Annotated in this window: 15 protein-coding genes; 9 read left to right on the forward strand and 6 right to left on the reverse strand. The window is 68.2% G+C overall.

The window, feature by feature from the left end; genetic code table 11:
- Nucleotides 1-22: 22 nt before the first annotated feature.
- Entirely contained in the window at nt 23-538 is a 516-nt protein-coding gene (locus tag CU044_RS12025; protein WP_129768496.1) for a hypothetical protein, read from the reverse strand.
- A gap of 122 nt (nt 539-660) precedes the next feature.
- Here CU044_RS12025 and CU044_RS12030 point away from each other — a divergent pair, with 122 nt between their 5' ends.
- Nucleotides 661-876: a zf-HC2 domain-containing protein gene (locus tag CU044_RS12030; RefSeq protein ID WP_129768497.1), complete on the forward strand. Its 216-nt coding sequence runs from the start codon at nt 661-663 to the stop codon at nt 874-876.
- On the opposite strand, the gene CU044_RS12035 is transcribed toward CU044_RS12030, so the two are convergent.
- Nucleotides 813-1,436 (reverse strand): sigma-70 family RNA polymerase sigma factor, encoded by a 624-nt coding sequence (locus tag CU044_RS12035; protein WP_129768498.1) that lies wholly within the window; start codon nt 1,434-1,436, stop codon nt 813-815. The two genes, CU044_RS12030 and CU044_RS12035, sit on opposite strands and share 64 nt — an antisense overlap.
- Nucleotides 1,437-1,701: 265 nt before the next feature.
- Between CU044_RS12035 and CU044_RS12040 the strand changes: the two genes are divergently transcribed.
- Nucleotides 1,702-2,934 carry a CapA family protein gene (locus CU044_RS12040; RefSeq protein ID WP_129768499.1) on the forward strand — a complete coding sequence of 411 codons (1,233 nt, stop codon included), beginning with the start codon at nt 1,702-1,704 and terminating at the stop codon, nt 2,932-2,934.
- An 88-nt stretch (nt 2,935-3,022) separates the two neighbouring features.
- On the opposite strand, the gene CU044_RS12045 is transcribed toward CU044_RS12040, so the two are convergent.
- The gene (locus CU044_RS12045) at nt 3,023-3,481 is read right to left on the reverse strand and encodes a universal stress protein (RefSeq protein WP_129768500.1); all 459 of its coding nucleotides are present in this window, start codon (nt 3,479-3,481) and stop codon (nt 3,023-3,025) included.
- 317 nt (nt 3,482-3,798) lie between these two features.
- On the opposite strand from CU044_RS12045, the gene CU044_RS12050 reads away from it, so the two are divergent.
- Nucleotides 3,799-4,644, forward strand: a complete 846-nt coding sequence (locus CU044_RS12050; protein ID WP_129768501.1) for a polysaccharide deacetylase family protein — start codon at nt 3,799-3,801, stop codon at nt 4,642-4,644.
- Nucleotides 4,645-4,668: 24 nt separating this feature from the next.
- On the opposite strand, the gene CU044_RS12055 is transcribed toward CU044_RS12050, so the two are convergent.
- On the reverse strand, nt 4,669-5,337 hold the full coding sequence (locus CU044_RS12055) for a class F sortase (RefSeq protein ID WP_129768502.1): 669 nt from the start codon (nt 5,335-5,337) through the stop codon (nt 4,669-4,671).
- 310 nt (nt 5,338-5,647) lie between these two features.
- Between CU044_RS12055 and CU044_RS12060 the strand changes: the two genes are divergently transcribed.
- Nucleotides 5,648-6,133 (forward strand): hypothetical protein, encoded by a 486-nt coding sequence (locus CU044_RS12060; RefSeq protein ID WP_129768503.1) that lies wholly within the window; start codon nt 5,648-5,650, stop codon nt 6,131-6,133.
- A gap of 170 nt (nt 6,134-6,303) precedes the next feature.
- Here CU044_RS12060 and CU044_RS12065 read toward each other — a convergent pair whose 3' ends face one another.
- Together CU044_RS12065 and CU044_RS12070 are read right to left on the reverse strand one after the other, a co-directional pair.
- Complete coding sequence (locus CU044_RS12065; RefSeq protein ID WP_129768504.1) at nt 6,304-6,843, reverse strand: hypothetical protein; 540 nt, start codon at nt 6,841-6,843, stop codon at nt 6,304-6,306.
- 182 nt (nt 6,844-7,025) lie between these two features.
- On the reverse strand, nt 7,026-7,790 hold the full coding sequence (locus CU044_RS12070) for a DUF4239 domain-containing protein (RefSeq protein WP_129768505.1): 765 nt from the start codon (nt 7,788-7,790) through the stop codon (nt 7,026-7,028).
- 868 nt (nt 7,791-8,658) lie between these two features.
- Here CU044_RS12070 and CU044_RS12080 point away from each other — a divergent pair.
- The 5 genes from CU044_RS12080 (at nt 8,659) to CU044_RS12105 (ending at nt 24,364) form a co-directional block, all read left to right on the forward strand.
- Entirely contained in the window at nt 8,659-9,618 is a 960-nt protein-coding gene (locus CU044_RS12080) for an SCO0930 family lipoprotein (RefSeq protein WP_129768506.1), read from the forward strand.
- A 210-nt stretch (nt 9,619-9,828) separates the two neighbouring features.
- Nucleotides 9,829-10,641 (forward strand): SAM-dependent methyltransferase, encoded by an 813-nt coding sequence (locus tag CU044_RS12085; RefSeq protein WP_129768507.1) that lies wholly within the window; start codon nt 9,829-9,831, stop codon nt 10,639-10,641.
- Nucleotides 10,638-12,809 (forward strand): EAL domain-containing protein, encoded by a 2,172-nt coding sequence (locus CU044_RS12090; RefSeq protein WP_129768508.1) that lies wholly within the window; start codon nt 10,638-10,640, stop codon nt 12,807-12,809. Before CU044_RS12085 ends, CU044_RS12090 begins: the two co-directional genes overlap by 4 nt.
- Nucleotides 12,810-13,715: 906 nt before the next feature.
- A complete protein-coding gene (locus CU044_RS12100) occupies nt 13,716-17,306 on the forward strand; it encodes a LamG-like jellyroll fold domain-containing protein (RefSeq protein WP_240045518.1) in 3,591 nt (1,196 codons plus the stop codon).
- A gap of 179 nt (nt 17,307-17,485) precedes the next feature.
- Nucleotides 17,486-24,364 carry a polymorphic toxin-type HINT domain-containing protein gene (locus CU044_RS12105; RefSeq protein ID WP_240045519.1) on the forward strand — a complete coding sequence of 2,293 codons (6,879 nt, stop codon included), beginning with the start codon at nt 17,486-17,488 and terminating at the stop codon, nt 24,362-24,364.
- The last annotated feature ends 6 nt before the right edge of the window (nt 24,365-24,370 follow it).

Genomic DNA, 24,370 nt, shown 5'->3' on the forward strand with positions numbered 1-24,370 from the left:
CCCCGCCCGCGTGCGCCGCCGGTCAGAACAGATGGATCGCCAGATGGCCGAGCGGCAGTCCGAGCTGCCAGGCGGGGGTCCAGACCTGGGGACCCTCCGCCTCGCCGACCGGGAACGGATCGTCGTACGACGGGCCCACGGCATCGAGATCCGGCGCCAGCAGCTCCGTCTCCTCCAGCCACCGCCAGGCCGCGCCCGCCAGCTCCAGATCCGGATCCCGGGCCTCCCGGCCGGCCTCGAACGCGGCCGCCTCCAGCCGGTCGATCCGCCCGCAGACCCATTCGCGCCAGCACGTCCCGTACGCCGTGAGGGAGCGCCACTCCTCCATCCTGGCCACCACGCGCGGGCCGCCCACCGAGCTGTCGGAGAGGAAGATGGTCAGGGCCAGCGCGTCCCGCCCCGCCCGGTATTCGAGCGTCGTCGGCGGCATCAGATCACCGGTGCGCAACAGCTCGTCGGCGATGTACTCCGCGTACATCCAAGCCATGGGCACCAGGAGGCCCCCACCACCCGCCCCTTCGGTACATTCCGGACGCATCGCTTTTCCGCCTTCCTTTCTTCCCCCGAAGCCAGCTTCACGGAGCATTGAACCGGCGGTGGCCGCCCCGCGTGGCCAGAAAGGCAGGATCGGTCGGCGGACGGGAGAGGATTGTGACGGGTGTGGCCGAGGGGGACGCGTCCGACGGTGGAGCGGACGATTCCGGCCCGCATGTGCGGTCGCTCCTGGGCGCCTACGTACTCGAAGCGCTCGCACCCGAGGAGGACCGGCGGGTCGCGGCCCATCTGGCGGAGTGCGGCCCGTGCGGCGCGGCCTATCTGGAAGTGGCCGACGCGCCGTCGTCGCTGGCGCTGCTGGACGAGGACGATCTGCGGTAGCCGGGCGCGCTGTGACCGGGCGTGCGGAAACCGGGCGCGCTGTAGCCGGGCAGCGAACGGGCCAGCGCGCGCAGCGCGTAGTACGAACGGGACTTGACCGTGCCGGGCGGAATCCCGAGCACCCCCGCCGCCTCGTTCACGCTCAGCCCGCGGAAGTAGATCTGGGTCAGCACCTCGCGGTGCTCCCGGCTCAGCGTGCGCACCGCTTCGCGTACGTCGAGCACCGCGACCGTGGATTCGGTGCGGTCCTCGGGATCGGGCGTGGCGGCGAGGATCACGTCGCTGACCTCCGTGGGCCGCGCCAGCCGGGATCTGCGGGCGTCGATGGCCAGCCTGCGGCCGACGGTGAACAGCCAGGGCCGCATGGAGTCGAAGGGCCCGTCGAACGCTTCGGGATGCTGCCAGGCGCGGACCAGCGTCTCCTGGAGCAGATCCTCGGCGCGCTGCCGGTCGCCGTAGGTCAGGCCCAGCAGAAAGTTCAGCAGGGCCGGCCCGTGTTCGCGCTGAAGCTCCGTCAGTGCCCGCTCGTCGGTCCTCTCCTCGGCCATGGCTGTGGTCATCGTGAACGCCCTTCCCGCCGGGGTCGCCGTCGTACGCGGCTCCGTTGCCGCCTGGCGTATCCGAACGCATGGCGACGCCGAGGGACAGACAGTGCACCGAGGTCTGCGACGAGCGGTCGCTCACTGCGGCGAGTGGTGCGGTGAACGGTCGGGCGGCGGCGTTTGGACCCTTTCGCGTGCTGTACCGGCTTGGTCACTTGACATCCATTTATATGAACATATGGATTCGTTGGGACGGTATCCCCCGGAAAATGGAGCCTGCCCGATGACGAAGCGCATGCGACAGGGAGCGGTGGCCGCTGCGGCGCTGCTCATCGGAACCGCGGCGGCCTGTACCGGTCCCGAGCGGCCCAGCGCCCCGGTCCCGGGCGCCCCGCCGCGGCCGGGCACCGCGGCGCCCGCCGCGGCGGGCGGCTCCGCGGCACCTTCCGCCGCGGGCGGCTCAGCGCCGCGGCAGCGCGGCTTCACGCTCGTCGCCTCCGGGGACGTGCTGCCGCACGACTCCGTCATCGACCGGGCGAACGCCGACGCGGACGGCGAGGGCTATGACTTCGGGCCGATGCTCGACAGCGTGAAGCCGGTGGTCTCCGGCGCCGATGTGGCGATCTGCCACATGGAGACCGTGTTCGGCGAGAAGGACGGCTCGTACAGCGGCTATCCGGCCTTCGTCTCCCCGCCGGAGATCCCCGCCGGTCTGCGGGCCACCGGCTACGACTCGTGCTCCACCGCCTCGAACCACAGCCTGGACGACGGGGCCGACGGGGTGGAGCGGACCCTCGACGCCTTCGACAAGGCGGGCGTACGGCACGCCGGTACGGCCCGCTCGGCGGCGGAGGCCGCGCGCCCCGCCCTGCTGACGGCGGGCGGCGCCAAGGTGGCGCAACTGGCGTACACCTTCGGCACCAACGACTACGACCTTCCCGACGGGCAGCCCTGGGCCGTCGGACTCATCGACGAGCGGAAGATCATCACGGATGCCCGCGCCGCCCGTAAGGCGGGCGCCGATGTCGTCGTGATCAGCCTGCACTGGGGCACCGAGTGGCAGACGGACCCGGACGAGCAGCAGCTGAGCCTGGGCAGGAAACTCACCGCGTCGCGCACCGGAGGCCGCCCCGACATCGATCTGATCCTCGGTACCCACGCGCATGTCCCGCAGCCGTACGAGAAGGTGAACGGCACCTGGGTCGTCTACGGGATGGGCGACCAGATCGCCGGAACGATGACCAACGACGACGGTGAGCTGGACGCACGGGGCAACCACGGCTCGATCGGCCGGTTCACCTTCGCGCCGCCCGCGACGCCGGGGGAGCGCTGGCCGGTGAAGAAGGCCGAGTTCATCCCGCAGATGTGGGATCTCGACACCGGACGCGTCGTCAATCTGCCGGCGGCGGTACGCGGCGATTCCGAGCGGGACGACTACCGCGAGATCCAGTCGGAGATCAGCGAGGCGGTCCTGAGCCGGGGCGCGGCGAAGGACGGCCTCACCGCGGGCCGCTGAGAGGGACGCGGGAGGGCTGCGCCGGGAGGGACGGACGGGCGGAGAGAGGCCGTACGGCGCGGACCGGGCGGGACTCTCGTGACATGCCCTACGGGACGACCGTCACCGGCCAGCGGCCCGCCTTGACCAGCCGTACCGCCACCGAGCCGATGATCCGGTGCCCCGCCGACTCCGAGGCTCCCACCACCACGGCATCCGCCTTCAGCTCGTCGGCCGCCGTGACGAGTCCGCTGTACGGGTCCCCGTGGAAGGTGTGGAACTCCCAGCGGACGTCCCAGACGTCCTTGACCCGTTCCACGGCCACCCGGATCTCCTCCACCAGACCCTCGGCGATCTCCCCGGTCGTCTCCGCGACCGGGGCGCCGAGGACGGCGCCGGCCGGCATGACGGGCTGCACGTAGACGATGGCGAGCAGGGCGTTCTGGCGCCGTGCGAGGCCGCCGGCGTACGCGGCGGCGCGGAACGAGGACTGCGAACCGTCCACGCCGACAACGATCACCTTCGGGCCGTCGGTACCACGTTCGAATTGAGTGGGCTGCTGAGTCACGGCACGCAGGGTATCCGCTTCCGGCGAACGGACCGGCGGCGGTCTCCCCGGAGCGCTGACCACGGTCCGGCCGGGACCAGGGCGACACGTGCCGTGTGGCCGTGCCAGGAGAGCCGGGCGGCCGGTCGGGGAGCGGACCGGTCCCGGGCCGCCCGCTCCCCGGTGTGTCAGGGCCCTCCGGCCATTCGTGAGACACTGCCCCTGGCATCGGCCCACCGGTGCCGTGTTCCCTTCATGGCTCACCCCATCGGGTACTTTCCCCCGGATAACCGGTGTTGGTGAGCGGCACGGAGCATCCACCGTGCGAGCCATTGGTCATGAAAAAGGATCAGATGATTCCGGGGCGCCGTGCGGTCCTGCGGATCGCCGCCTGCCTCGGCGCCGCGCTCACCACCCGGCTGCTGACAGCGGGACAGGCCCAGACACCCGGCAGCCCCACCCCGCCGCCTCCGGCGGGTGGAGCACAGGCGGCGAACAGGGCGAGCGCCCCGCTCAAACCCTCCGCGTACCGGCTCCAGCCCATGACGGAGGGCGCCCAGCCCGGCTACCGCAGACCCCTGCCGCCGGTACGCAAGGCGCCCATCCTGGAGATGCCGGAACTGGGCCACTCGATGGTCCTCACCTTTGACGACGGGCCCCACCCCGACTACACCCCCGGCATCCTGCGCACCCTGCGCGACTACGACGTACGCGCGATGTTCTTCGTCTGCGGCGAGATGGCCGACGCCAACCCCGACCTGCTGCGGGAGGCCGACGACGACGGCCACATCATCTGCAACCACACCTGGTCGCATCCGCTGATGACCGGGCTCAGACCGTCGCAGATCCGCGACGAGATGGGGCGCACGAGCCAGGTGGTCGAGGACATCCTGGGCACCCCGCCCCTCTGGTACCGCGCGCCCTACGGTGCCTGGAACCGGTACGCCTTCGAGATCGGGTCAGAGATGGGCATGGAGCCGCTCGCCTGGACCGTGGACTCCCTCGACTGGGAGACCCCCGGCACCGACAGCATCGTCCGCAGAGTGCTGAACGGCGCCGGGCCGGGGGTCGTCGTCCTCAACCATGACGCGGGCGGCGACCGTTCGCAGAGCGTGGCGGCGCTGCGCCGCTATCTGCCCCAGTTGCTCGACGACGGGTACCGCATCGCCGTGCCCCACCGATGAGACCCCCCGGCCGCCCCCGGCTGGTCAGCGGGTCCTGACCAGCCGGGCGAAGACGACGACGTTGCCGTCGTATCCGTTCGCCTTCGAGAAGCCGCCCCCGCAGGTGATCACCCGCAGCTCGGGATGGCCGGAGTCGCCGTAGACCCGGGCCGCCGGGAAATCGTTCTTCGAGTAGACCTCCACCCCGTAGATCTCGAACACCGCCGTCCTGCCGTCGAATCGCTCCACCTCGACGTGCTCGCCCTTCTCCAGCGAGCCGAGACCGAAGAAGACCGCGGGCCCCGATCTGTTGTCGACATGGCCGACGACCACCGCGGTGCCCCGCTGGCCGGGCGCGATGCCGTTCTGGTACCAGCCTGCCAGATTCGGGTCCCGGGGCGGCGGGGCGGCGATCCAGCCGTCCGGGTCGAGGCCCACGTCCACGACCGGTGCGTCGACCCTGAGTGCCGGGATCCGTACCCGGGACATCGGTGCGTACGGCAGCGGCCTCACGTCCGGTTCCGAGTCGCTGGTGGAGGCGGCCGCCGCCGGGTCGGGCACGCTGTCCAGCGCGGCGGCCGCCGCGGGCTGCGGTGGTCCCAGCGGTACGTCCACCCCGTTGCGCATCATCGCGATGCCGGTGAGCATGACGAGAGCCAGAACACCCCAGGGCGAGCGCTTCCTCGACTCCGGGGCGTTGTGGTCCATGCGCATAGTTCTCCCTTCGTGGACGCCTGCAGGCACGGTAAGTGCGCCGCAACCCGGAGGCGATCACTGGAAGGCGAACGGGTGGCGCGGGCCGTGACGGCTGACCCATCCGAGCAACCGGAACGTAAAATCTCTGACGGTCTGTGACCTGCGGATCCATCGGACGGGCGTCCTCCTGACGGCGTGTCGGCTCACCGGGGTGGACCAGCGCCGAAATGCGGTACCGCGGGAGCCCGGTGAGGGTTCGTCATGGAGGGCGTACTCGTCGAATCTCCCGGAGCACCGCTTTGGGGCGCCTTCCGCTGGAGGTTCAACGATGCGTGCATCACGCGCTCTGGCGGTGACCGCCACCGCCTGCGCGGCCGTGGCGCTCTCCGCTCCGCTGGCCGTCGCCACCAACGGTCCGACCAATGTCACGATCAATCCGTTCGAGGTCCACCAGGGCAGCACGATCGAGATCAGCGCCCGGGGCTGCGGCCACGGAGGCACCGTCACGTCCAACGCCTTCCGGCGGGCCGAGCTGTCCGTGAACGCGTCGGGGCACTCGACGGCGAGGGCCCGGATCCATGACGACGCCACGCCCGGCAACTACAACCTGGCCGTCAGGTGCAGTGACAACGACCGGGTCGCGACCCACCAGTTCCGGGTGCTGGAGGGGCGGGGCGCGCTGGGCGGGCTCGGCGGATCCATCGGCCCCAGTTCCACCGAGATGGCCCTCGGCGGCGGGCTCGTCGCCACGGCGGCCGTCGGCGGTTCGCTGTTCCTCGCACGCCGTCGCGGGCCGGCCGGTGTGGGGATCTGACCGGGCGCCCTTCTCCCGGCAGCCTCCACCGGGGGTCCGCGGGGCCCCGAACGCCCGTCGCCCCGAGTCCTGACCGAGGACTCGGGGCGGGGGCCTTTTCGTGTGACGTGGATGTGACGTCGTGTGACGGGGACGCCCGGCGGCGCCCGGTGTCCGGGCGCCGCCGGTGATCAGTGCTTACGGCCCTCCGCGCGCCGGCGCACGGCGTAGATCGTGCCGGTGGCCGCCGCGACCACCAGCGCCGTACCGGCGACGAGTTCTGTGGTGTTGATCCCGCCGATGCTGCCGCCGAGACCTCCCCGGACACCTCCCGGTACGACGGTGGCAGCCGTTGTCCGGGTGGCCGTAGGAGCCGGTGTCGGGTTCCGCGTGGCGCCCGAGATCCGGAGGCTGGTCTTCCCCGACTGGCCGTTGCAGGTGAAGGTCACCTGATACGTGGCGCCGGCCTTGGCGTCCCAGTCGACCGTGGCGGTGGCCGACCGGCCCGAGGCGATGTTCACCGTGTCGAAGACCCCGGAGGAGGCGGTGGCGGTCGTACCGCAGTTGGTGACGGAGAGGGTCACCCTGCCCCCCGCCGCGACCGTGGAGGGCGTGACAGTGAATCCGAACGGCGCGTTTCCGCCGTCGACGGCGGCCGTCGCGGTGGGGGCGGTCAGTACGAGTGCGGACACTGCCAGCAGAGCGGCGGACGCGGCACGTATCGCGCGCATGGTGAATCCTCCGGGTCCCCGAGGAGCAGCTGCGGAACCGTTTCCACATAAGGCAGGGAATGCACCTCGATGCCGGAAACGCTAGGAGCGCGTTATCACAGCCGCGATCGCTGACGGGCGAATGGGGCACGGGTGTCCCCCGGGCGGCGGACACCCGTACCCCCTCGGGAACCGGTCTTCCCTCAGGACCCGATCTGCGGAAACAGATCGAGGAAGGGCGCCGCGGTCGCGCTGATCCCGCGGCCGTAGGGGGCGTCGAAGTCCCAGATGAGGAAGAGCAGGAACGAGATCAGTACGCTGAACAGCCCTGCCAGCAGCAACTCCCGGAACGTACGGCGGATCTGGAGGACGAAGATCAGCCCCACCGTGACCACGGCGCCGATGATGAGGCCGAACCAGACGACCCCCGGCATGGTGGCGCCCGCGTTCTGACCCCGTGCGCCCCTGGCGTCATCGGCGGCGGCCACCTGGTCCACCAGTGGCTGGTAGGCCTGTCCCTCCAGATCGGTTCTGGGCGCGTACTGCGTGACGTCCGTGCGGATCCGGTCGAAGAGCCGGGTGCCCTTCGCGCTCAGCGCCTCGTGCTCGGACATGTGCGGCCACTCGTCGCGGACGACGTAGGTGACATAGGCGTCGACATCGGCGCGGATCCGGTCCCGTACCTCGGCGGGATAGACCTGGACGCGCTGCCGGACCTCGTGCAGCGCCTGGGCCTCCTGGCGTACGGTCTCCTGCGCCGCGCTGCGGCCCTCCCAGACGCCGGCGATCGCGAGACCCAGCACGATCGCGTAGATCACGCCGATCATCATCGTCATGTAGTCCATGACATCGGGGGTCTCGGAGGGGTCGTCGTCCTCGCGGACGCGGCGGTTGTTGATGACGACGATGGTCAGGACGACCGCGCAGGCGGCGGCCATCGCGATGCTCAGAACGAGCCATTCCGACATGAGATCTCCGTGGATCAGCGGGAGCGGGGACGCAGGACGGCTACGGCGAGCACGGCAGGGGCCGTGATCAGGAGCATCAGCAGAACGGGGGAGGGGCCCCTCCTTGGCTGATCACGGGTCGCCTTCCGGTAGGCGGGCAGCGCCACCGAGGACGGCGTGGGTGCCGCCGACGGGGTGGGCGAAGGCCGCGGGGGACTCGGGGCCGGTGGCTCCGGCGCGGGCGGCGGCGGTGCGGGCCGGGGCTGCCGGAGGGGCGTCCGGACGGCAGGCGCGGGCGGCGCCGGTACGACGTCGGGGGCCGGTGGAGGCGGGGGCGGTGACGGCCGGGGCGGCGGCGCCGGGGGTGTGGGCGGCGCCGGAGGGGTGGGCTTCGGCGGTTTCGGTGGTTTCGACGGCTTGGGTGGCTTGGAGGGTTTCGGTGGCTTGGTGGGCTTGGGTGGTTTCGTGGGCCAGGGTGGTGGCTCGGGCGGCGGGGGAGGTGTCGGGGTGGGAGTCGGCCGGCAGTGGCCGCCACCGGCCACGGCGACGGCTCCTGACGGGCTGCCGGGACCACCCGGCCCGAGGGACGCGTAGGCGCAGCTGCCGGCCACAGCGGGCAGCGGGACCGCCGACAGGGATATGAGTACGGCGGCCGCGAGCAGCCGTCCGACGAGTGATCCATACACGGGCAGGAGCTTGTTCCGCCTCCGGCTGCGGCACGCGGAAAGCCGCTCGAATTCCCTCGAATAGGGGGATGTGGCGGCTTTGGGCTTGCGCTGCGGAAGTTTTTTCCTGCCGCGTTGAACGCGAGGCCGCCCCCGCTCCGTACTTAGGACCATGAGCAGCGCAACCAGGCGCCTCAACTGGCCTACAGATAACGGGAGTTGACATGAACACCTGGCGGAACGCCTCGCTCGCGGTGACCGCGGTGGCCGTACTGGCCCTGACGACGGCGTGCGGTCAGGAGCAGGGGACCAACACCAACGGCCAGTCGGTCGGCGCCGCCAAGCCGGCCGACGCCGGATACGGAGCGGACACCGGATACGGATCCGATACGGGGGCGGCGGGCGCGGCGGCGGCCAAGCCGGCCGGCCAACTCGCCGTGTGGGACAGCAAGAAGCTCGGCAAGGTCCTCACCGACAGCGAGGGGTTCACGCTCTACCGCTTCGACAAGGACACGGCGAGCCCGCCCAAGTCGAACTGCGAGGGCGACTGCGTCAAGGCCTGGCCGGTGGTGGCCGCGGGTGACGCCAAGGCCGCGGCGGGCACCGACGCCACGCTGCTCGGCGAGATCACCCGCGCCGACGGCACCAAGCAACTCACCGTCGACGGCTGGCCGATGTACCGGTACGCCAAGGACACCAGCCCCGGCGACGCCAACGGCCAGGGCGTGGGCGGCACCTGGTTCGCCTCGGCCCCCGACGGCAAGAAGGCCGCGGTGGCCGGCGCGGGCTCCGGCTCCGGCGCGGACGCCACCCCCGCCGAGCTTCCCGGGCTTTCGGTCCGCAAGGACCCCAAACTCGGTGACATTGTGGTGGATTCGAAGGGAATGACGGTCTATCGGTTCACGAAGGACTCCGCCTGGCCGATGAAGTCGGCCTGCACCGGGGCCTGTCTGGAGAAGTGGCCGGTCGTCGCCCCTGTCGACAAGAATGACACCGAGGGGATCATCAAGAAGGGCTTCGTGACCTTCGACAGGCCCGACGGAATCAAGCAGCAGAGCATCGACTGCTGGCCGATCTACACCTTCGCCGGTGACACAAAGCCGGGCGATACCAATGGTCAGGGCGTTGGCGGCACCTGGTTCGCGGTTTCCCCGGATTCCAAGCTGGTCGGAGCGCCCAAGTAGTCCCCACGCCGCGCGTCTCCGGCCCGTCGGTCCGCCGTCGCACCGCTCCGTGCGACGGCGGACCGAACGCACGTGCCAGCGGCGTGTGACCAAGAACGGATCGCTAATTTCCGTTTGGGCTCGCTCTCTTGGCGGGCGATCAGTAGCCTCGGCTCGAACAACCGGCCGTGTACCTTGGCCGCATCCCGTGGCGACTTGTTGGAGACATCGATGGAGCGTCCCGCCTGGGCACCGCAGGGCATCGACATATCGATGCCGAGCGTTTCCCGCATTTACGACTACTATCTGGGCGGTTCGCACAATTTCGAGGTGGACAGGGAAGCGGCACGCAAGGCAATGGGGTTCATGCCGGGACTTCCCACGATCATGAAGACGAACCGCGCGTTCATGCGCCGCGCGGTCAAATTCGCACTGGACGAGGGCGTTACACAGTTCCTCGACATCGGATCCGGCATTCCGACCTACGGAAATGTCCATGAGGTCGCCCAGACCGGCAACCCCGACTCCAGAGTGCTCTATGTCGATCACGACCCGGTCGCCGTCGCCCACAGCCAGGCCGTTCTCGACGGCAACGACAACGCTGCCATCGTGAGCGCCGATCTCCGCGAACCCGGGAAGATCCTCGACAGCCCCGAGGCACGCGGGCTGCTGGACCTGGACCGGCCCGTGGCGCTGCTGCTCGTCTTCGTCCTGCACTTCCTGGAGGACGAGGACGACCCGTACGGCGCGGTGGCGGAGCTGCGCGACGCGCTCGCGCCCGGCAGCCTGCTCGTCCTCACGCACGCCTCGTACGACGGCGTACCGCTCCCGGAGGAGCAGACGGGCGCCGCGGTGGCCGTCTACAAGGACATCCGCAACCCGCTGATCATGCGTACGCGCGAGCAGACCGCCCGGTTCTTCGACGGCTTCGAGATGGTCGCGCCCGGTCTGGTGTCCATGCCGCACTGGCGGCCCGACAGCCCCGCCGACCAGGAGGACCCGTACGCCTTCTCGGGCTTCGGCGGAGTGGGACGCAAGGCGTGATGGTGCCCTCGCAGTCATCGGCCGCCGAGAGTGAACCGGACGGCCTGGAAGACAGACTCCGGCGCTTCGCGACGATCTGGAGCCGGGCGATCTTCCCGGCGACGGCCACGTCCCTGACGCGCCCCGAGTTCGAAACGCATCTGCTGCCGCTGGCCCGGAAGTTGCAGGAGGCGCTGCACGCGCACCCCTTCGACACCGCGCCCGCCACCCGCGTCGGCACCGCCCTCGTGGCGGCGCACTGCACGGACCCCGAGGCCCTCGGCCGTACGCTCGGAGTCATCGACTCCTATCTGGTGCTGTACTGCGGTACGGAGGAGCTGACCGCGGAGGACAACCGCGCCCGCTGCGCCCGTCTCCAGCACTCCCTCGCCGCCGGCTTCGCCCAGGCACTGCGCGAGCGCACCCTGAGCGAGCAGGAGGCCATCGCCCGCTCGGCGCTCGCCGCCCGCAATGACGCCCAGGACGCGCTGCACGCCACGCAGGCCAGGTTCCACGCGGTGTTCGAGGGCGCGGCCATCGGCATCGGCATCGCCGACCTCGAAGGCAATGTGCTGGAGGTCAATGACACCCTCACCCAGATGTTCGGCGGACTCGAACACCATGTCCGCAGCCGCAATGTGAGCGAGTGGGTCCATCCCGAGGACTCGGCCCATGTCTGGCGCCTCTACGACGAGTTGGTGCGCGGTGAGCGCGAGCACTTCCGGACCGAGAAGCCGTTCTACCGCAACGACGGCACGGTGCTCTGGACCAATCTGACCCTCTCGCTGCTCCGGGACGCCGAGGGCGCCCCGCAGTATCAGCTGGCGCTGATGGAGGACACCACCGAGCGGCGGCTGCTCAATCTGCGGCTGCGCTACGAGGCCACGCACGACGCGCTGACCGGACTGCCCAACAGGACGCTGTTCTTCGAGCGTCTGGAGAAGACGCTCTCGGCGGGCGGCGGCGGTCGCTTCGGCCTCTGCTATCTCGACCTCGACGGCTTCAAGGCGATCAACGACAGCCTGGGCCACTCGTCGGGGGACCGGCTGCTGGTCGAGGTCGCGGACCGGCTCCAGAGCTGCGCCACCGCGCCGGGCGAGATGGTGGCCAGGCTGGGCGGCGACGAGTTCGTGGCGCTGACCACCGGGCCCGGCACCCAGCGGGGCGTGGCCGACCTCGCCTCCCGGATCCTCCACGTACTGGCCACTCCGATCCGGCTCGAAGGACGGGAGTTCACGGTCCGGGGCAGCATCGGCATCGTGGAGGGGCCCTCCGCCGGGCGGAGCCCCGCGGAGGTGCTGCGCAGCGCGGACATCACCATGTACCGGGCCAAGGCCGCGGGCGGCAACCGGTACGAGGTGGCCGACCCGGAGGCCGACGCCCGCGCCATCACCCGGCACGGACTGACCACGGCGCTGCCCGCGGCCCTGGAGCGCGGTGAGTTCTTCATCGAGTACCAGCCGCTCGTGCACCTGGACGACGGATCGGTGCACGGCGCGGAGGCGCTGGTCCGCTGGTCCCATCCGCAGCACGGCGTCCTCGGCCCCGACCGGTTCATCCCGCTCGCCGAGCACACCGGACTGATCGTGCCGCTCGGCCGCTGGGTGCTGGAACAGTCCGTACGGCAGGCCATGTTCTGGCAGAGCCAGCTGCCCGAGGGCACGCCCGGCGGACCGCTGCGGATCAATGTGAACCTCTCGCCGACCCAGCTGCACCACCCCGGGCTCGTCGCCGACACGGTGGAGGTGCTGGAGCGGATCGGTCTCCCGCCGGGCGCGCTCTGCCTGGAGGTCACCGAGTCGGCGCTGATCGGCGCGGACGAGGATCTGCTCAAGCCGCTGCGCCAGCTCGCCGAGATGGGCGTGGACATCGCGCTCGACGACTTCGGCACCGGCTACTCGAACCTGGCGAATCTGCGCAGGCTGCCGGTGAGCGTCCTCAAACTGGACCGTTCCTTCACCCAGGGCATGCAGCAGCATCCGGCGGACCCGGTCGATCTGAAGATCGTCGAGGGTATCGTCGCGCTCGCGCACAGCCTGGAACTGGCCGTGACGGTGGAAGGGGTGGAGACCGGGGCGCAGGCGGAGCATCTGCGGCGGCTCGGCTGCGACACCGCCCAGGGCTGGTACTACGCCAGGCCGGGGCCGCCCGAGCAACTGCACGCGCTGGCGCTCGCGGACGCGGTCTAGGCCGTTTCGTTCAGATCATCTGATTGTTGGTCCGGATGTGCCGTTGGCTGATGCGCAGTGGGCGCGGATCGAACTGTTGCTTCCTGAATGGACGCCACGTCGGGGTGGCCGGTGGCGGGATCACCGTGAGGTGATCGACGCGATGGCCTTCACATTCCAGACCGGAACGCAGTGGGTGCACCTGCCGGAGAGATTCGGTAACTGGCGGGGCATCTACAACCGGCTGCGGATGTGGGCCGTCGACGGCACTTGGGAGTGCGTGTTCACTGCGCTGATCGGCCCGGCGGATGCCGACGAGGATCTCAACTGGGCCGTCTCGGTGGACTCCACGATCGTGCGCGCCCACCAGCACGCGGCCGGGGCCCGCGAAAAGGGGCCCGGCCGGCGAGCCGGGCGACCACGCCATCGGCCGGTCCCGCGGCGGACTGACGACGAAGATCCACCTTGCTGCCGACGGTCACTGTCGGCTTCTTGCCTTCCACGACCGCCGGCCAGGCCGGCGACGCACCCGCTTTCACACAGGTGATGGCCCGGCTGCGTGTTCCGCGCCCTCGTGGAAGCGAGCCGCCGTCCCCTGGCGAGGGGGCTCGCACGTCATCACAGGGTGGGCGTGTACTCCATCTTCCGGCTTGGGTGGGTATGACAGGTTGTCATTGACCGTGTCCGTGCTTATTTGCGCAGCTCAAGGATGGTTTCTTCTCCAGATTTTCCGTGCCGGGCGCTCTTGACGGAGGTGGAGCAGGTGGCGTTGACTCTGCCTGCTTGTGAATATTTCGTAAGAGCGGGGTGGGGGCTGTGCGGTCGGTGTGGGGATTTCCGCGTGCCCGAAAATGGCGTGGACTCGGTACCGCGGGGGCTGTGGCTGTGACGGCATCGGTTCTGGTCTCGACGGTGATCTGGCCGACCGTGCCGGCGTGGGCCGAGGGGTCCGCTTCTCAGGCCGATGTCGCTGAGTTGAGTGAGGGCCAGCAGGCCCTGGTTCAGGCGCAGGCGTCCGGAGACCGTGTGGAAGTCATCGGGGAACGCTCTGAGAGCACCACGGTGTTCGCGAACCCGGACGGCTTCACATTCACCTTGGAAGAGTCCGCTGTTCCGGTCCGGGTCAGAGCGCCCGGTGGAAGCTGGCAGGCGCCCGACGCCACCTTGGAGGTACGTCCGGATGGAGCGGTCGCACCGAAGGCCGCCGCCGTGGAGATGGCGTTCTCCGGGGGTGGGACGAGCCAGCCTCTGGTGAAGATCTCTGAACGGGGACGGTCACTTCAGCTGGGCTGGCCCGGCACTCTGCCCACGCCGGAACTGAACGGTGAAAGCGCCCTGTATCCAGAGGTTCTCCCGGGCGTCGACCTGAAAGTCGCGGCCTCGGTGGAGGGCTTCCAGCATGTGCTGGTGGTCAAGACACCGGAGGCGGCCGCCTCCGAGGAGCTGAAAAAGATCGACTACTCCTTGAAGGCCAACGGCCTGGACATCCTCACGGAGAAGGCGGGCAACCTCATTGCCGTCGACGACGACGGCAACCGTGTCTTCCGTGCTCCGCCAGCGCAGATGTGGGACTCGACAAGCGCCCTCGCCGAACCGCCGGCCGCCGCTTCCTCAAGGGGAACTTCGGTCATGAGTGCGGCGGAGGGATCCGATATTGCCGGGAGCGGCGCCGCCTCGTCCCAGGAGATGGAGCCGGGACCTGGTGACACCGTTACCGGTGTGGATGTGAGGGTCACTGGCGACGCGCTGTCGGTCGTGCCCGACGCGGACATGCTGTCCGGGACTCACGAGTCGGCTTTTCCTCTGTACATCGACCCGACCGTCACCTGGAGTGAGTCGGAGCGGACCCTGCTGCGCAGTGACGGCTACGAGTCCTACGGCTGGGGCAACGGCGATGACGGCCTGGGCAAGGGCGCGGGCGAGTGCGGTACCTGGAGTGGCTACTACTGCGGTCCTGGCTACGTGCAGCGGCTGTACTTCGAGTTCTCGCCGGTGAGTCTGAAGGGCAAGAAGGTCCTGGATGCCACGTTCCGGGTGACCGAGCCATGGGCGTTCCAGTGTGATCCGCGCTGGGTGGATTTGGTGAGGACTCCGGACAACATCTCCTCCTCCACCACGTGGACATCGCGTCCGCAGGGCGGCTGGGACACGATGGGGGACCGGAATGTTTCTGCCGGCCGCGGGTCGTTGTGTGACCCGGACTCGCCGGATGCGCCGATCGAGTTCAATGACAACCCGGATGAGACCAACGAGAATCTCACTCCGACCGTGCAGAGTTTCGCGGCGGGGAAGTTTGCCCGTCTCACGCTGATGATCAAGGCGCATGACGAGTCGGACACCAGTGCGTGGAAGCGGTTCAAGAACGATGCCGTGCTCGCGGTGGACTTCGTCGGGTTGCCCGCGAAGCCCACGGGGATCGGTCTGGTGACGGGTTCGGGCACGGTGTGCGAGACGAGTGAGTCCGACCCGGCGATTGTCTCCGACCCGACGCCGTCTTTGACGTCCACCCCGCAGACTGCCGGGGGCGGGGAGAGCGGCGCGCAGCTGCGGGTCGCGATGAGTGTGGACAAGAAGGCGTCGGACGGTACGTGGGGGAGTGCGTTCGCCGAGATGGAGCGGCCGACCAGCGGCTATGTCGGGGACAACGTAAAACTCACGGCATCGGCCCCGACATTGGCGGAGGGACCGCTGTATCGCTACCGGTCATGGACCCGGTCCTACTACAACAGCGGCGACAGCCAGTTGCCCGGCCCGTCGAACGCGTCGACGACCGGATGGTGCTTCTTCAAGGTCGATCCGACCGCGCCGAAACCACCCAAGATCACGATTGGCTCCCCGTATACGGAGTGCACGACCAACAACTGCCAGGCGAAGGGCGGACCGGGCCAGAAGGCCGCGTTCACCTTCGCCCCGGCCACGGGGGATGCGAATAACGTCGCCTACCAGTACAGACTGTCCGGCGGGGCCGCTTGGTCGTCCGCGGTCAGCGGTTCGGCCGTGACGGCGAGCATCACCCCGGCAAAGTCCGGAACTTTCAGCGTGTACGTGCGGGCCAAGGACATCGTGGGACGGTGGGGTGCACAGAACGCGGTGGATTTCCTGGTCGCCACCGGTGCGGGACCGGTCGGCCGATGGCATTTCGACGAGGCCGGTGGGGCAGCGGTGGACGCTGCGGCTGCTGACGGCAGGCAGGACGCTGCCCTGGGAGGCAACGCGGTGCGCGATGACCGCGGCCGCCGCGGTCTTATCACCCACGACGCCCAGTCGCAGCCGCTGGAAAACGCCATCACCGACAAGGGCTTGTCCCTGAATGGCGCCACCGGCTACGCGGCCACGAACGCGCCTGTGCTGGAGACCCGTTCGGCCTACACTCTCTCCGCTTGGGTACGGCTGGACAGTACCGACGACTATGCCAGCGTCCTATCCCAGCATGGCCCGGGCGGTAATCCGTTCGCCTTCTGGTACTCGAGTCAGTTGAAGACCTGGTTCTTCGGTGTCCTCGAAGCTGACGGAAGCGGTTTCACCGGCCAGCAGTCTGCTTTTGCGGCCCAGACCGGCGTGTGGACGCATCTCGCCGGAACTTACGACCCGGCCAGCGAGGAACTGAAGTTTTACGTCGACGGCCGGCTGCAGGGCAGCGAGGTCACTCCGGCAGTGTCGTGGTCGTCCGACACCCCGTTGCAGATCGGACGGCGCCAGACCAGCAGCGGCTACACGTACTACTTCCCGGGGTCGATCGATGAGGTGGCTGTGTGGCAGCGCGTTCTGACCCATGAGGAGATCCGGGACGAGGCGAGACTGCTGACGTCCGAGGATTTCGCGGGCGCGGAACTCGTAGCCGACTGGTCCCCCGCACAGGGCAGTGGCACCAAGCTCGTCGATACCACTTCTGGTTACGGGAAGACCCTGACCCTGACGGGCGCGGCCTCGATCGACGACGACGTGATGGTGCTGGACGGGGTCGATGACGCTGCCACGGCCGCGGGCCCTCTGGTGAACGACCATTCCTCCTTCACCGTCTCGAGTCTGGTGGAGCTGGACGGTGCGAAACTCGCCGCCAAGAACATCGGATACACCGGACAGGTACTGGGCCAGCGAACAGCGGACGGCTCCGCATGGGGCCTGTGGTATGAGCTGACCGGCAAGGAGACCGTGCTGGACGAGGAGACGCTGGAAGAGCGCACCGAACCCGTCGGAACGTGGCACTTCGGGCGCCTGAACGCGGATGGCACGTTCTCCTCCGTCGTGTCCGACGAGACCGCCGCACTGGACAGCCCCGTCCGGTTGACCGGCATCTACGACTCGCTGGAAGGGAAGATCAGCCTCTACCTGGGCCATAACCAGAACGACGACGCGAAGGCGTACACCGTCGAGCTCGGCAGTGGTGACTTCGCCGTCGGCAGGGGCTTCACCAACGGCACCTGGCAGCACTACCTGCCAGCCCGGGTGGCGGAAGTCCGTTTGTGGGCCGGGGCGATGGCCAGCGGTGAGCAGATCGACTACCGCGTGGGCGACTGACAAGTAGAGGGTGCGGGCGGCCGGACTTGCGGAGCCGCCCGCACTGCCGCGGTCCAGGCTGCGTGAATCGACGTTGTGAACTCTCTCCTTTTTTGCGACTGGGTGGGCTACTGATGGCTTTTGGTATAGGCATCTCAAAAAGACGTGGCGCAGTGCGGCGGAGTTCCAGCCGGGTGTTGGTGTCAGCCCTGTCACTGGCCCTCGCGGTGCCGCTGGGGCTGACGCCGATCGCCCAGGCCCAACCTCAGGACAAGGGCGGCCTGGGACGGTCTGCGCTGCCCACGCAGCGGGTGAGCAAGGTCGAGGAGGTAGATGAGCCGGGAGCGAAGAAGGCCCGTGAGAAGGTTGCCAAGGAGAAGAACGCCAACGTCGGTCAGGCGCAGAAGGCCCTGGCCGAGCAGCGGGTGACCTGGCCGAAACCGGGCAACGCGGTCATCGAGCTGAATGGAAAGAAGGACACCCGGGCCACGCCTGGCGGCCTGCCGGTCAGCGTGACGGCGGCTGGAGGTAAACGTGGTGCCGATGCCGGCACCACGGCCCGGATCACGGTCCTCGATCAGAAGGCCGCGAAGAGAGCCGGCGTCACGGGTGTTCTGCTGACCGCGGTAGCAGATAACACGGGGGAGGCGGAGCTCAGTGTCGATTACAGCGGTTTCGCCTCAGCCGTCGGCGGCGGCTGGGCCGCTCGCCTCGGGTTGGTACAGCTCCCCGCCTGCGTGCTGACGACACCGGAGGAAGACGGCTGTCGCACACCCACGGCCTTGAAGTCCGACAACCGTGCCATCGAGCAGACGGTCACCGCCTCGGTACGGCTGACCGGTACCAGCCGCGCCATATCCCCACAATTGACTGACACCGCGTCAACGGGGATGGCGGTGTTCGCCGTCACGGCAACGGCATCCGGTGCGGGCGCTTCGCCCTCAGGCAGTGGGAACTACTCGGCGACCGAGCTGTCGGCATCTTCCTCCTGGCAGGCGGGCGGCAGCTCAGGCTCCTTCACCTGGTCCTATGATTTCGCCCTGCCTCCCGCCGCGGCCGGACCGACGCCCAGTCTGGGACTGTCCTACGACTCGGGCAGCATCGACGGCCGCACGGCCACGACGAACAACCAGGCCACGTCGGTAGGCGAAGGGTTCACGCTGAGCGATTCCTACATCGAGCGTAGCTATGGCTCCTGTGACGACGATGGCCAAGACGATGTCTTCGATCGGTGCTGGAAGTACGACAACGCCCGCCTTGTGCTGGACGGCAAGGCGGACCGGCTCGTCAAAGAAAGTGCCTCTGGTAACACTTGGCGTCTGGAGAACGATGACGCCTCGCAGGTGATCCGTTCCACAGGCGCCGACAACGGCGACGACGACGGCGAGAACTGGACGGTCATCACCGGCGATGGCACCAAGTACGTCTTCGGCCTGAACAAGCTGGACGGCGCGACGGACCAGCGGACCAACTCGACGTGGACGGTGCCGGTTTACGGTGACGACCCCGGTGAACCCGGCTACAGCAAGGGCACCGCGTTCGCGGATCGCTCCCTCACGCAGGCATGGCGGTGGAACCTCGACTACGTCGAAGACACCCATGGCAACGCCGCCACGTACTGGTACACCAAGGAATCGAACTACTACAAGAAGAACAAATCGACGACGGCCAACGCTTCCTATACGCGCGGCGGCTACCTGAAGGAGATCAAGTACGGCCTGCGCAAAGGGGCGTTGTTCACGGACGACGCCGACGCGAAGGTCGCCTTCAACTACGCGGAGCGCTGCACGGCCGCGGACTGCTCGTCCCTCACCAAGGACACCTCCGAGAACTGGCCTGACGTTCCCTTCGACGCGATCTGCTCCAGCGGTGACGACGACTGCAACGCTACGGGCCCTTCGTTCTTCACGCGTAAGCGACTGTCCGGGATCAGCACGTCCTCCTGGTCTGCCGCTTCTTCGACGTACGAGCCGGTGGACTCCTGGGCTCTGAGTCAGGAGTACCTGGACGGCGGAGACATTGGTGACACCTCCGATCAGGTACTGACCCTCACGTCTCTGCGCCGCACAGGTTCGGTGGACAGTGACATCGCGCTGAACCCCATCTCGTTCACCTACCAGATGCGGCCCAACCGGGTGGATGCCACGGACGACATCCTGCCGTTGACCCGTCCCCGCCTTTCCACCCTCACGTCCGAGACCGGCGCGATCACCACGGTGACACTGTCCTCTCCGGAATGCGTGCGCGGTGAGGTGACGGGCAAGCCGGAGGACACCAACACGCGCTCGTGTTATCCGCAGTACTGGAACATCAACGGCGCCGAGAACGCGTCGGTGGACTGGTTCCACAAGTACCGGGTCCTCGCGGTTGTTGTCTCCGACCCGGCCGGAAAGAACGAGACCGTCGAGCACTCCTACTCCTACGCGGGCGCGGCCTGGCACTACGGCGACGATCCCTTCACACCCAAGGACGAACGGACCTGGTCACAGTGGCGTGGCTACCGGCAGGTCACCGTCCGCGGCGGCGCAGCGGACAGGACTCAGACCAAGACGATCTCGCTCTACATGCAGGGCATGGACGGTGACCGGAACAAGGACGGCACCACCCGCCAGGTCACCGTGGCACCGCTGTCCGCCCCGGACCTCGCCATCGCCGGCCTCAACGACAGCGACCAGTTCGCGGGCCAGCTACGTGAGCAGGTCACCTACAACGGCGCCACACCCATCACCGTCACGGTCAATGATCCGTGGTCCAAGGACACGGCCCGACAGAGTGCCCCCGACGCCGATGACCATGTGGCTCGGTTCGTCCGGACGCGGAAGACCACCACCCACACCTACCTCACCGCCACGTCCACCTGGCGGACGCGAGCACTCACCACGACTTTCGACGACTACGGCATGGCCGACACCGTCGACGACTCCGGCCAACTCGGCCTCACCACAGACCAGACCTGCACCCGCACCTGGTACGCGCGCAACACCACAGCCGGCATCACCGCCCTGCCTTCCCGCGTCCGCGTCGTCGGCCGTTCCTGCTCGGTCACCGACACCTCCCTGAGCCTGCCAACGACCTCGGCCACCCGTGGCGACGTTCTCTCCGACACGGCCACCGTCTACGACGCCCCTCAGGCAACCACCTGGACGGCAGCTCAGACACCCACGCGGGCGGAGGCGACCTGGACCGGCCGAGCCACCGGCTACCCGGCAACCGCCAACACAGACGGCCAACGCCTGCCATCCGGCTGGCAGACCCTGTCCACCACCAGCTACGACGTTCTGGGCCGCACCCTCACCGTCACCAACGCCGACGGCAAAACCACCGCCAGCACCTACACGCCCACCACCGCGGGCCCCCTGAGCAAACTCATCACGACCGACTCCAAGGGCTTCAACACCACCCAGTTCCTCGATCCGAGGCGCGGCCAGCCTCTGCGCATCTACGACGCGAATCTGAAGAAGACCGAACAGACCTACGACGCGCTCGGACGACTCACCGCGGTCTGGCAGCCCAACCGCAGCCGCGACGCCGGATACAGCGCCAACACCACCTTCAAATACCACCTCAGCGCCACCAGCCCTTCCTGGGTATCGACATCAGCCCTGAAGAAGGACGGCGACACCTACAACACCAGCTACACCCTCTACGACTCACTCCTGCGCCCCTTGCAGACCCAGTCTCCGACCCCGCAGGGCGGCCGCCTTCTCACCGACACCCGCTACGACACCCGCGGGCTGGCGTATGAGACCTACGCCGACATCTTCGACACCACGGACACACCCAACGGCACCTACACCCGTGCCGAATACGGCGAGGCGCCCGTGCAGACCGTAACGGTCTTCGACGGGGCGGAACGCGCCACCACCAGCAGCCTGTACGTCTACGGCGTCAAGAAATGGTCGACCTCCACCAGCTACACCGGCGACTCCTCCGCCACCACCGCGGTCAAGGGCGGGACCGCTCAGAGGACCATCGCCGACATACGCGGCCGTACCGTCGAGACCCGCGAATACGCCGGCACATCCCCTGACGACACCGCCTATGGCTCGGGCCTGGGCGTCAGTTACTCATCGGTCAAGTTCACCTACGGGCTAGACGACCAGCAGACGTCCGTCACGGGGCCCGACGGCGCCAAGTGGACCTACGGCTACGACCTGTTCGGTCGCCAGGTCAGTGCGGGCGATCCCGACAAGGGCACGGTCACCACCACCTACAACGTGCTCGACCAGGCAGTCAAGGCCACCGACGCCCGCGGCAAGAGCGTAGTAACCGCCTATGACGAACTCGGCCGCGCCACCGGAACCTGGTCCGGATCGCAGACGAACGCCAACCAGCTGACCGCCCGCACCTACGACACCGTCCTCAAGGGACTGCCCAGCACATCCACCCGCTACATCGGCGGAAAGAACGGCCAGGCATACACCAAGGCCATCACCGCCTATGACAGCCTCTCCCGCCCGGTCGCCACCCAACTCCGACTTCCAGCCACCGACCCGTTCGTAGCAGCTGGAACGCCGACAGCATTGGAGTACACCAGCCACTACAACATCGACGGCACGCTGCAGAACACCGAAGAGCCAGCGCTGGGCGGCCTGTCGTCCGAGATCATCGACTACGGATACAACGGTCTCGGCCACGTCACGTCAGTCGGCGCATACCTCCTGGACACCGACTACTCCGCCCTCGGCCAGCCCCGGCAGCTCACCCTCGGCACGGGTAACACAGCGGACTTCAAGAAGTCGTACATCACCAACACCTACGAAGAAGGCACTGGGCGCCTCACCCGCAGCCACGTCACGGACCAGACCCACCCGTACATGCTGCAGGACCTCAACTACACCTTCGACGACGCGGGCAATGTCACCGCCATCGCCGACCCCGCCACTCTCGGCGGCACCAGCCAGGCCGAAACCCAGTGCTTCACCTACGACGGCCACCGCCGCCTGACCGAAGCCTGGACCCCCACCTCACAAAACTGCGCCGACGCACCCAGTACGGGCAGCTTGTCCGGACCCGCCCCCTACCGGACCAGCTACACCTACACCACCGCGGGCCAGCGCGGCACCGAAACCCAGCACAAAACAACGGGCAACACCAAGGCGACCTACTGCTACACCGGCACCCAGCCGCACACCCTTATGGCCACCAGCACCAAGGCCGACTGCGTCAACCCTGACCAGACCTACACGTATGACCAGACCGGAAACACCATCCGGCGGCCGGGCAAAACGTCCACCCAGGTCCTCGACTGGTCCACAGAAGGCCAGCTCACCGGCGTCACCGAGGCCGACACCACTACCAACTACCTCTACGACGCCGACGGCACCCTGCTCATCCGCACCACGGAGAACGGCGAGCGCGTCCTGTATGCCGGGGCCACCGAACTCCACCTCAAGGCCAACAACACCACGTGGGCCCAGCGCTACTACGCCTCCGGCGACCTGACCGTAGCCGTCCGCACCAATGAAACCGGGACGAGCAAACTCTCCTTCCTGGCCGGCGACCACCACGGCACCTCCAGCCTCGCCATCAGCGCCGACACTTCACAGGCTGTCACCAAGCGCTATACCACTCCCTTCGGAGCCCCGCGCGGAACCAGTCCCACCACGTGGCCCGACGACAAGGGATTCCTCGGCAAACCCGCCGACACCACCACCGGCCTCACCCATATCGGCGCCCGCGAATACGACCCCGCAATCGGCCAGTTCCTCAGCGTCGATCCCCTCCTCATGCCCGGACAGCACCAGTCCCTCAACGGCTACTCCTACGCCAACCAGCACCCTGCCACGACCTCCGATCCCACCGGCATGTGTGAGGACCCCGGCAATGGCCGCTGCCACCAGAGCAGCACGTCAGGCAGTGGCAGGGAAGGAAAGCCCGATCCCTCATTCCCGCTCGACCCGGGAGTCACGTACAGCGGTGGCAGTAACAGTGGTGGCGGTGGCGGTGGCGGTGGCGGTGGCGGTGGCGGTGGCGGTGGCGGTGGCGGCGGTGGCGGCGGTGGCGGCGGAACTGGCAGCACCAGCAGCACAGAACCGACACCGCCACCGAATCCCGGCCCGCCTCCTGTGCCCGAAGCCTATTCAGGGGATGACGCTGGCGGCTCAGCGTGGGCCCTCTTGGGAGTCGTCGCCGAGCTCGCTCTGCCGGACGTCGAGGCATGGAAGAACTGTGCCGCTGCCCCCGGACTGACACTCGACTGCGCTTCGGCCCTGGGCGACATTCCCACTCCCCTCACCAAAAGTTTCAAGCTGCTCAAGCTCAGGAAGGCCGACGATGCCATAGACGCCGTCAAGAAGAAGACACCAACGGGCTGCAAATGCTTCTTGGCCGGCACCGACGTACTTATGGCAGACGGAACCACCAAAGACATCGAGCGAGTCAAACTCGGTGACAAAGTGCAGGCCACGGACCCGGAAACAGGCGAGGCAGGTTCCCGAGAGGTGACCCGCCTCATCGTCACCGAGGACGACAAGCACTTCAACACTCTGTCTGTCGCCACAGACAGAGGCGTCGAAAAGCTCACGGCAACGCACGAACACCCCTTCTGGTCCCCCTCGGAGAATCGCTGGGTCGAAGCGGGCGAACTGCAGCCAGCCATGACCCTGCTCACCGACGACGGGGCCACCGTCATCGTGACGGCGAACCGCCCCTTCACCAAGCATGCGCGCACGTACAACCTGACCGTGGACGACCTCCACACGTACTATGTGCTGGCGGGCGAGACGCCGGTACTCGTTCACAACAGCAACTGCACAAATTGGGCCGCCAATAGCGTGAAGACGTGGGGGCACACATTCAAGACTCATGGTGCCGGAGCGAAGAACACGAAGGCTCTGACCGATCGCGCTCGTAGTACCGGGAATCAGCAGGGTCAATGGCTGGATAATGACGGCGCTGCAGGGTTCTTGAAGGGACTCCATGTCGAAGGGGCCGGTCCCAGGTCGGTGCGCATTCCGGATGGCTTGGGGCAGGTAATCATGCCGGATGGGAGTATCGTCCAAGCGCGGGCAGCTACCATCGTCCCGAGTCCAAATGGACTGTACAAGACGGGATTCCCGATTATTGGCCCGAACTAGGAGGCT

Origin of the sequence: Streptomyces sp. L-9-10 (assembly GCF_004151105.1) — a bacterium.
GTDB lineage: Bacteria > Actinomycetota > Actinomycetes > Streptomycetales > Streptomycetaceae > Streptomyces.

Coding starts and splice junctions, on each gene's coding strand:
- CU044_RS12070 (WP_129768505.1), bottom strand. CDS start 7,790: ATGTCGGAATGGCTCGTTCTGAGCATCGCGATGGCCGCCGCCTGCGCG.
- CU044_RS12050 (WP_129768501.1), top strand. CDS start 3,799: ATGAAAAAGGATCAGATGATTCCGGGGCGCCGTGCGGTCCTGCGGATC.
- CU044_RS12040 (WP_129768499.1), top strand. CDS start 1,702: ATGACGAAGCGCATGCGACAGGGAGCGGTGGCCGCTGCGGCGCTGCTC.
- CU044_RS12035 (WP_129768498.1), bottom strand. CDS start 1,436: ATGACCACAGCCATGGCCGAGGAGAGGACCGACGAGCGGGCACTGACG.
- CU044_RS12065 (WP_129768504.1), bottom strand. CDS start 6,843: ATGCGCGCGATACGTGCCGCGTCCGCCGCTCTGCTGGCAGTGTCCGCA.
- CU044_RS12060 (WP_129768503.1), top strand. CDS start 5,648: ATGCGTGCATCACGCGCTCTGGCGGTGACCGCCACCGCCTGCGCGGCC.
- CU044_RS12085 (WP_129768507.1), top strand. CDS start 9,829: ATGGAGCGTCCCGCCTGGGCACCGCAGGGCATCGACATATCGATGCCG.
- CU044_RS12025 (WP_129768496.1), bottom strand. CDS start 538: ATGCGTCCGGAATGTACCGAAGGGGCGGGTGGTGGGGGCCTCCTGGTG.
- CU044_RS12055 (WP_129768502.1), bottom strand. CDS start 5,337: ATGCGCATGGACCACAACGCCCCGGAGTCGAGGAAGCGCTCGCCCTGG.
- CU044_RS12080 (WP_129768506.1), top strand. CDS start 8,659: ATGAACACCTGGCGGAACGCCTCGCTCGCGGTGACCGCGGTGGCCGTA.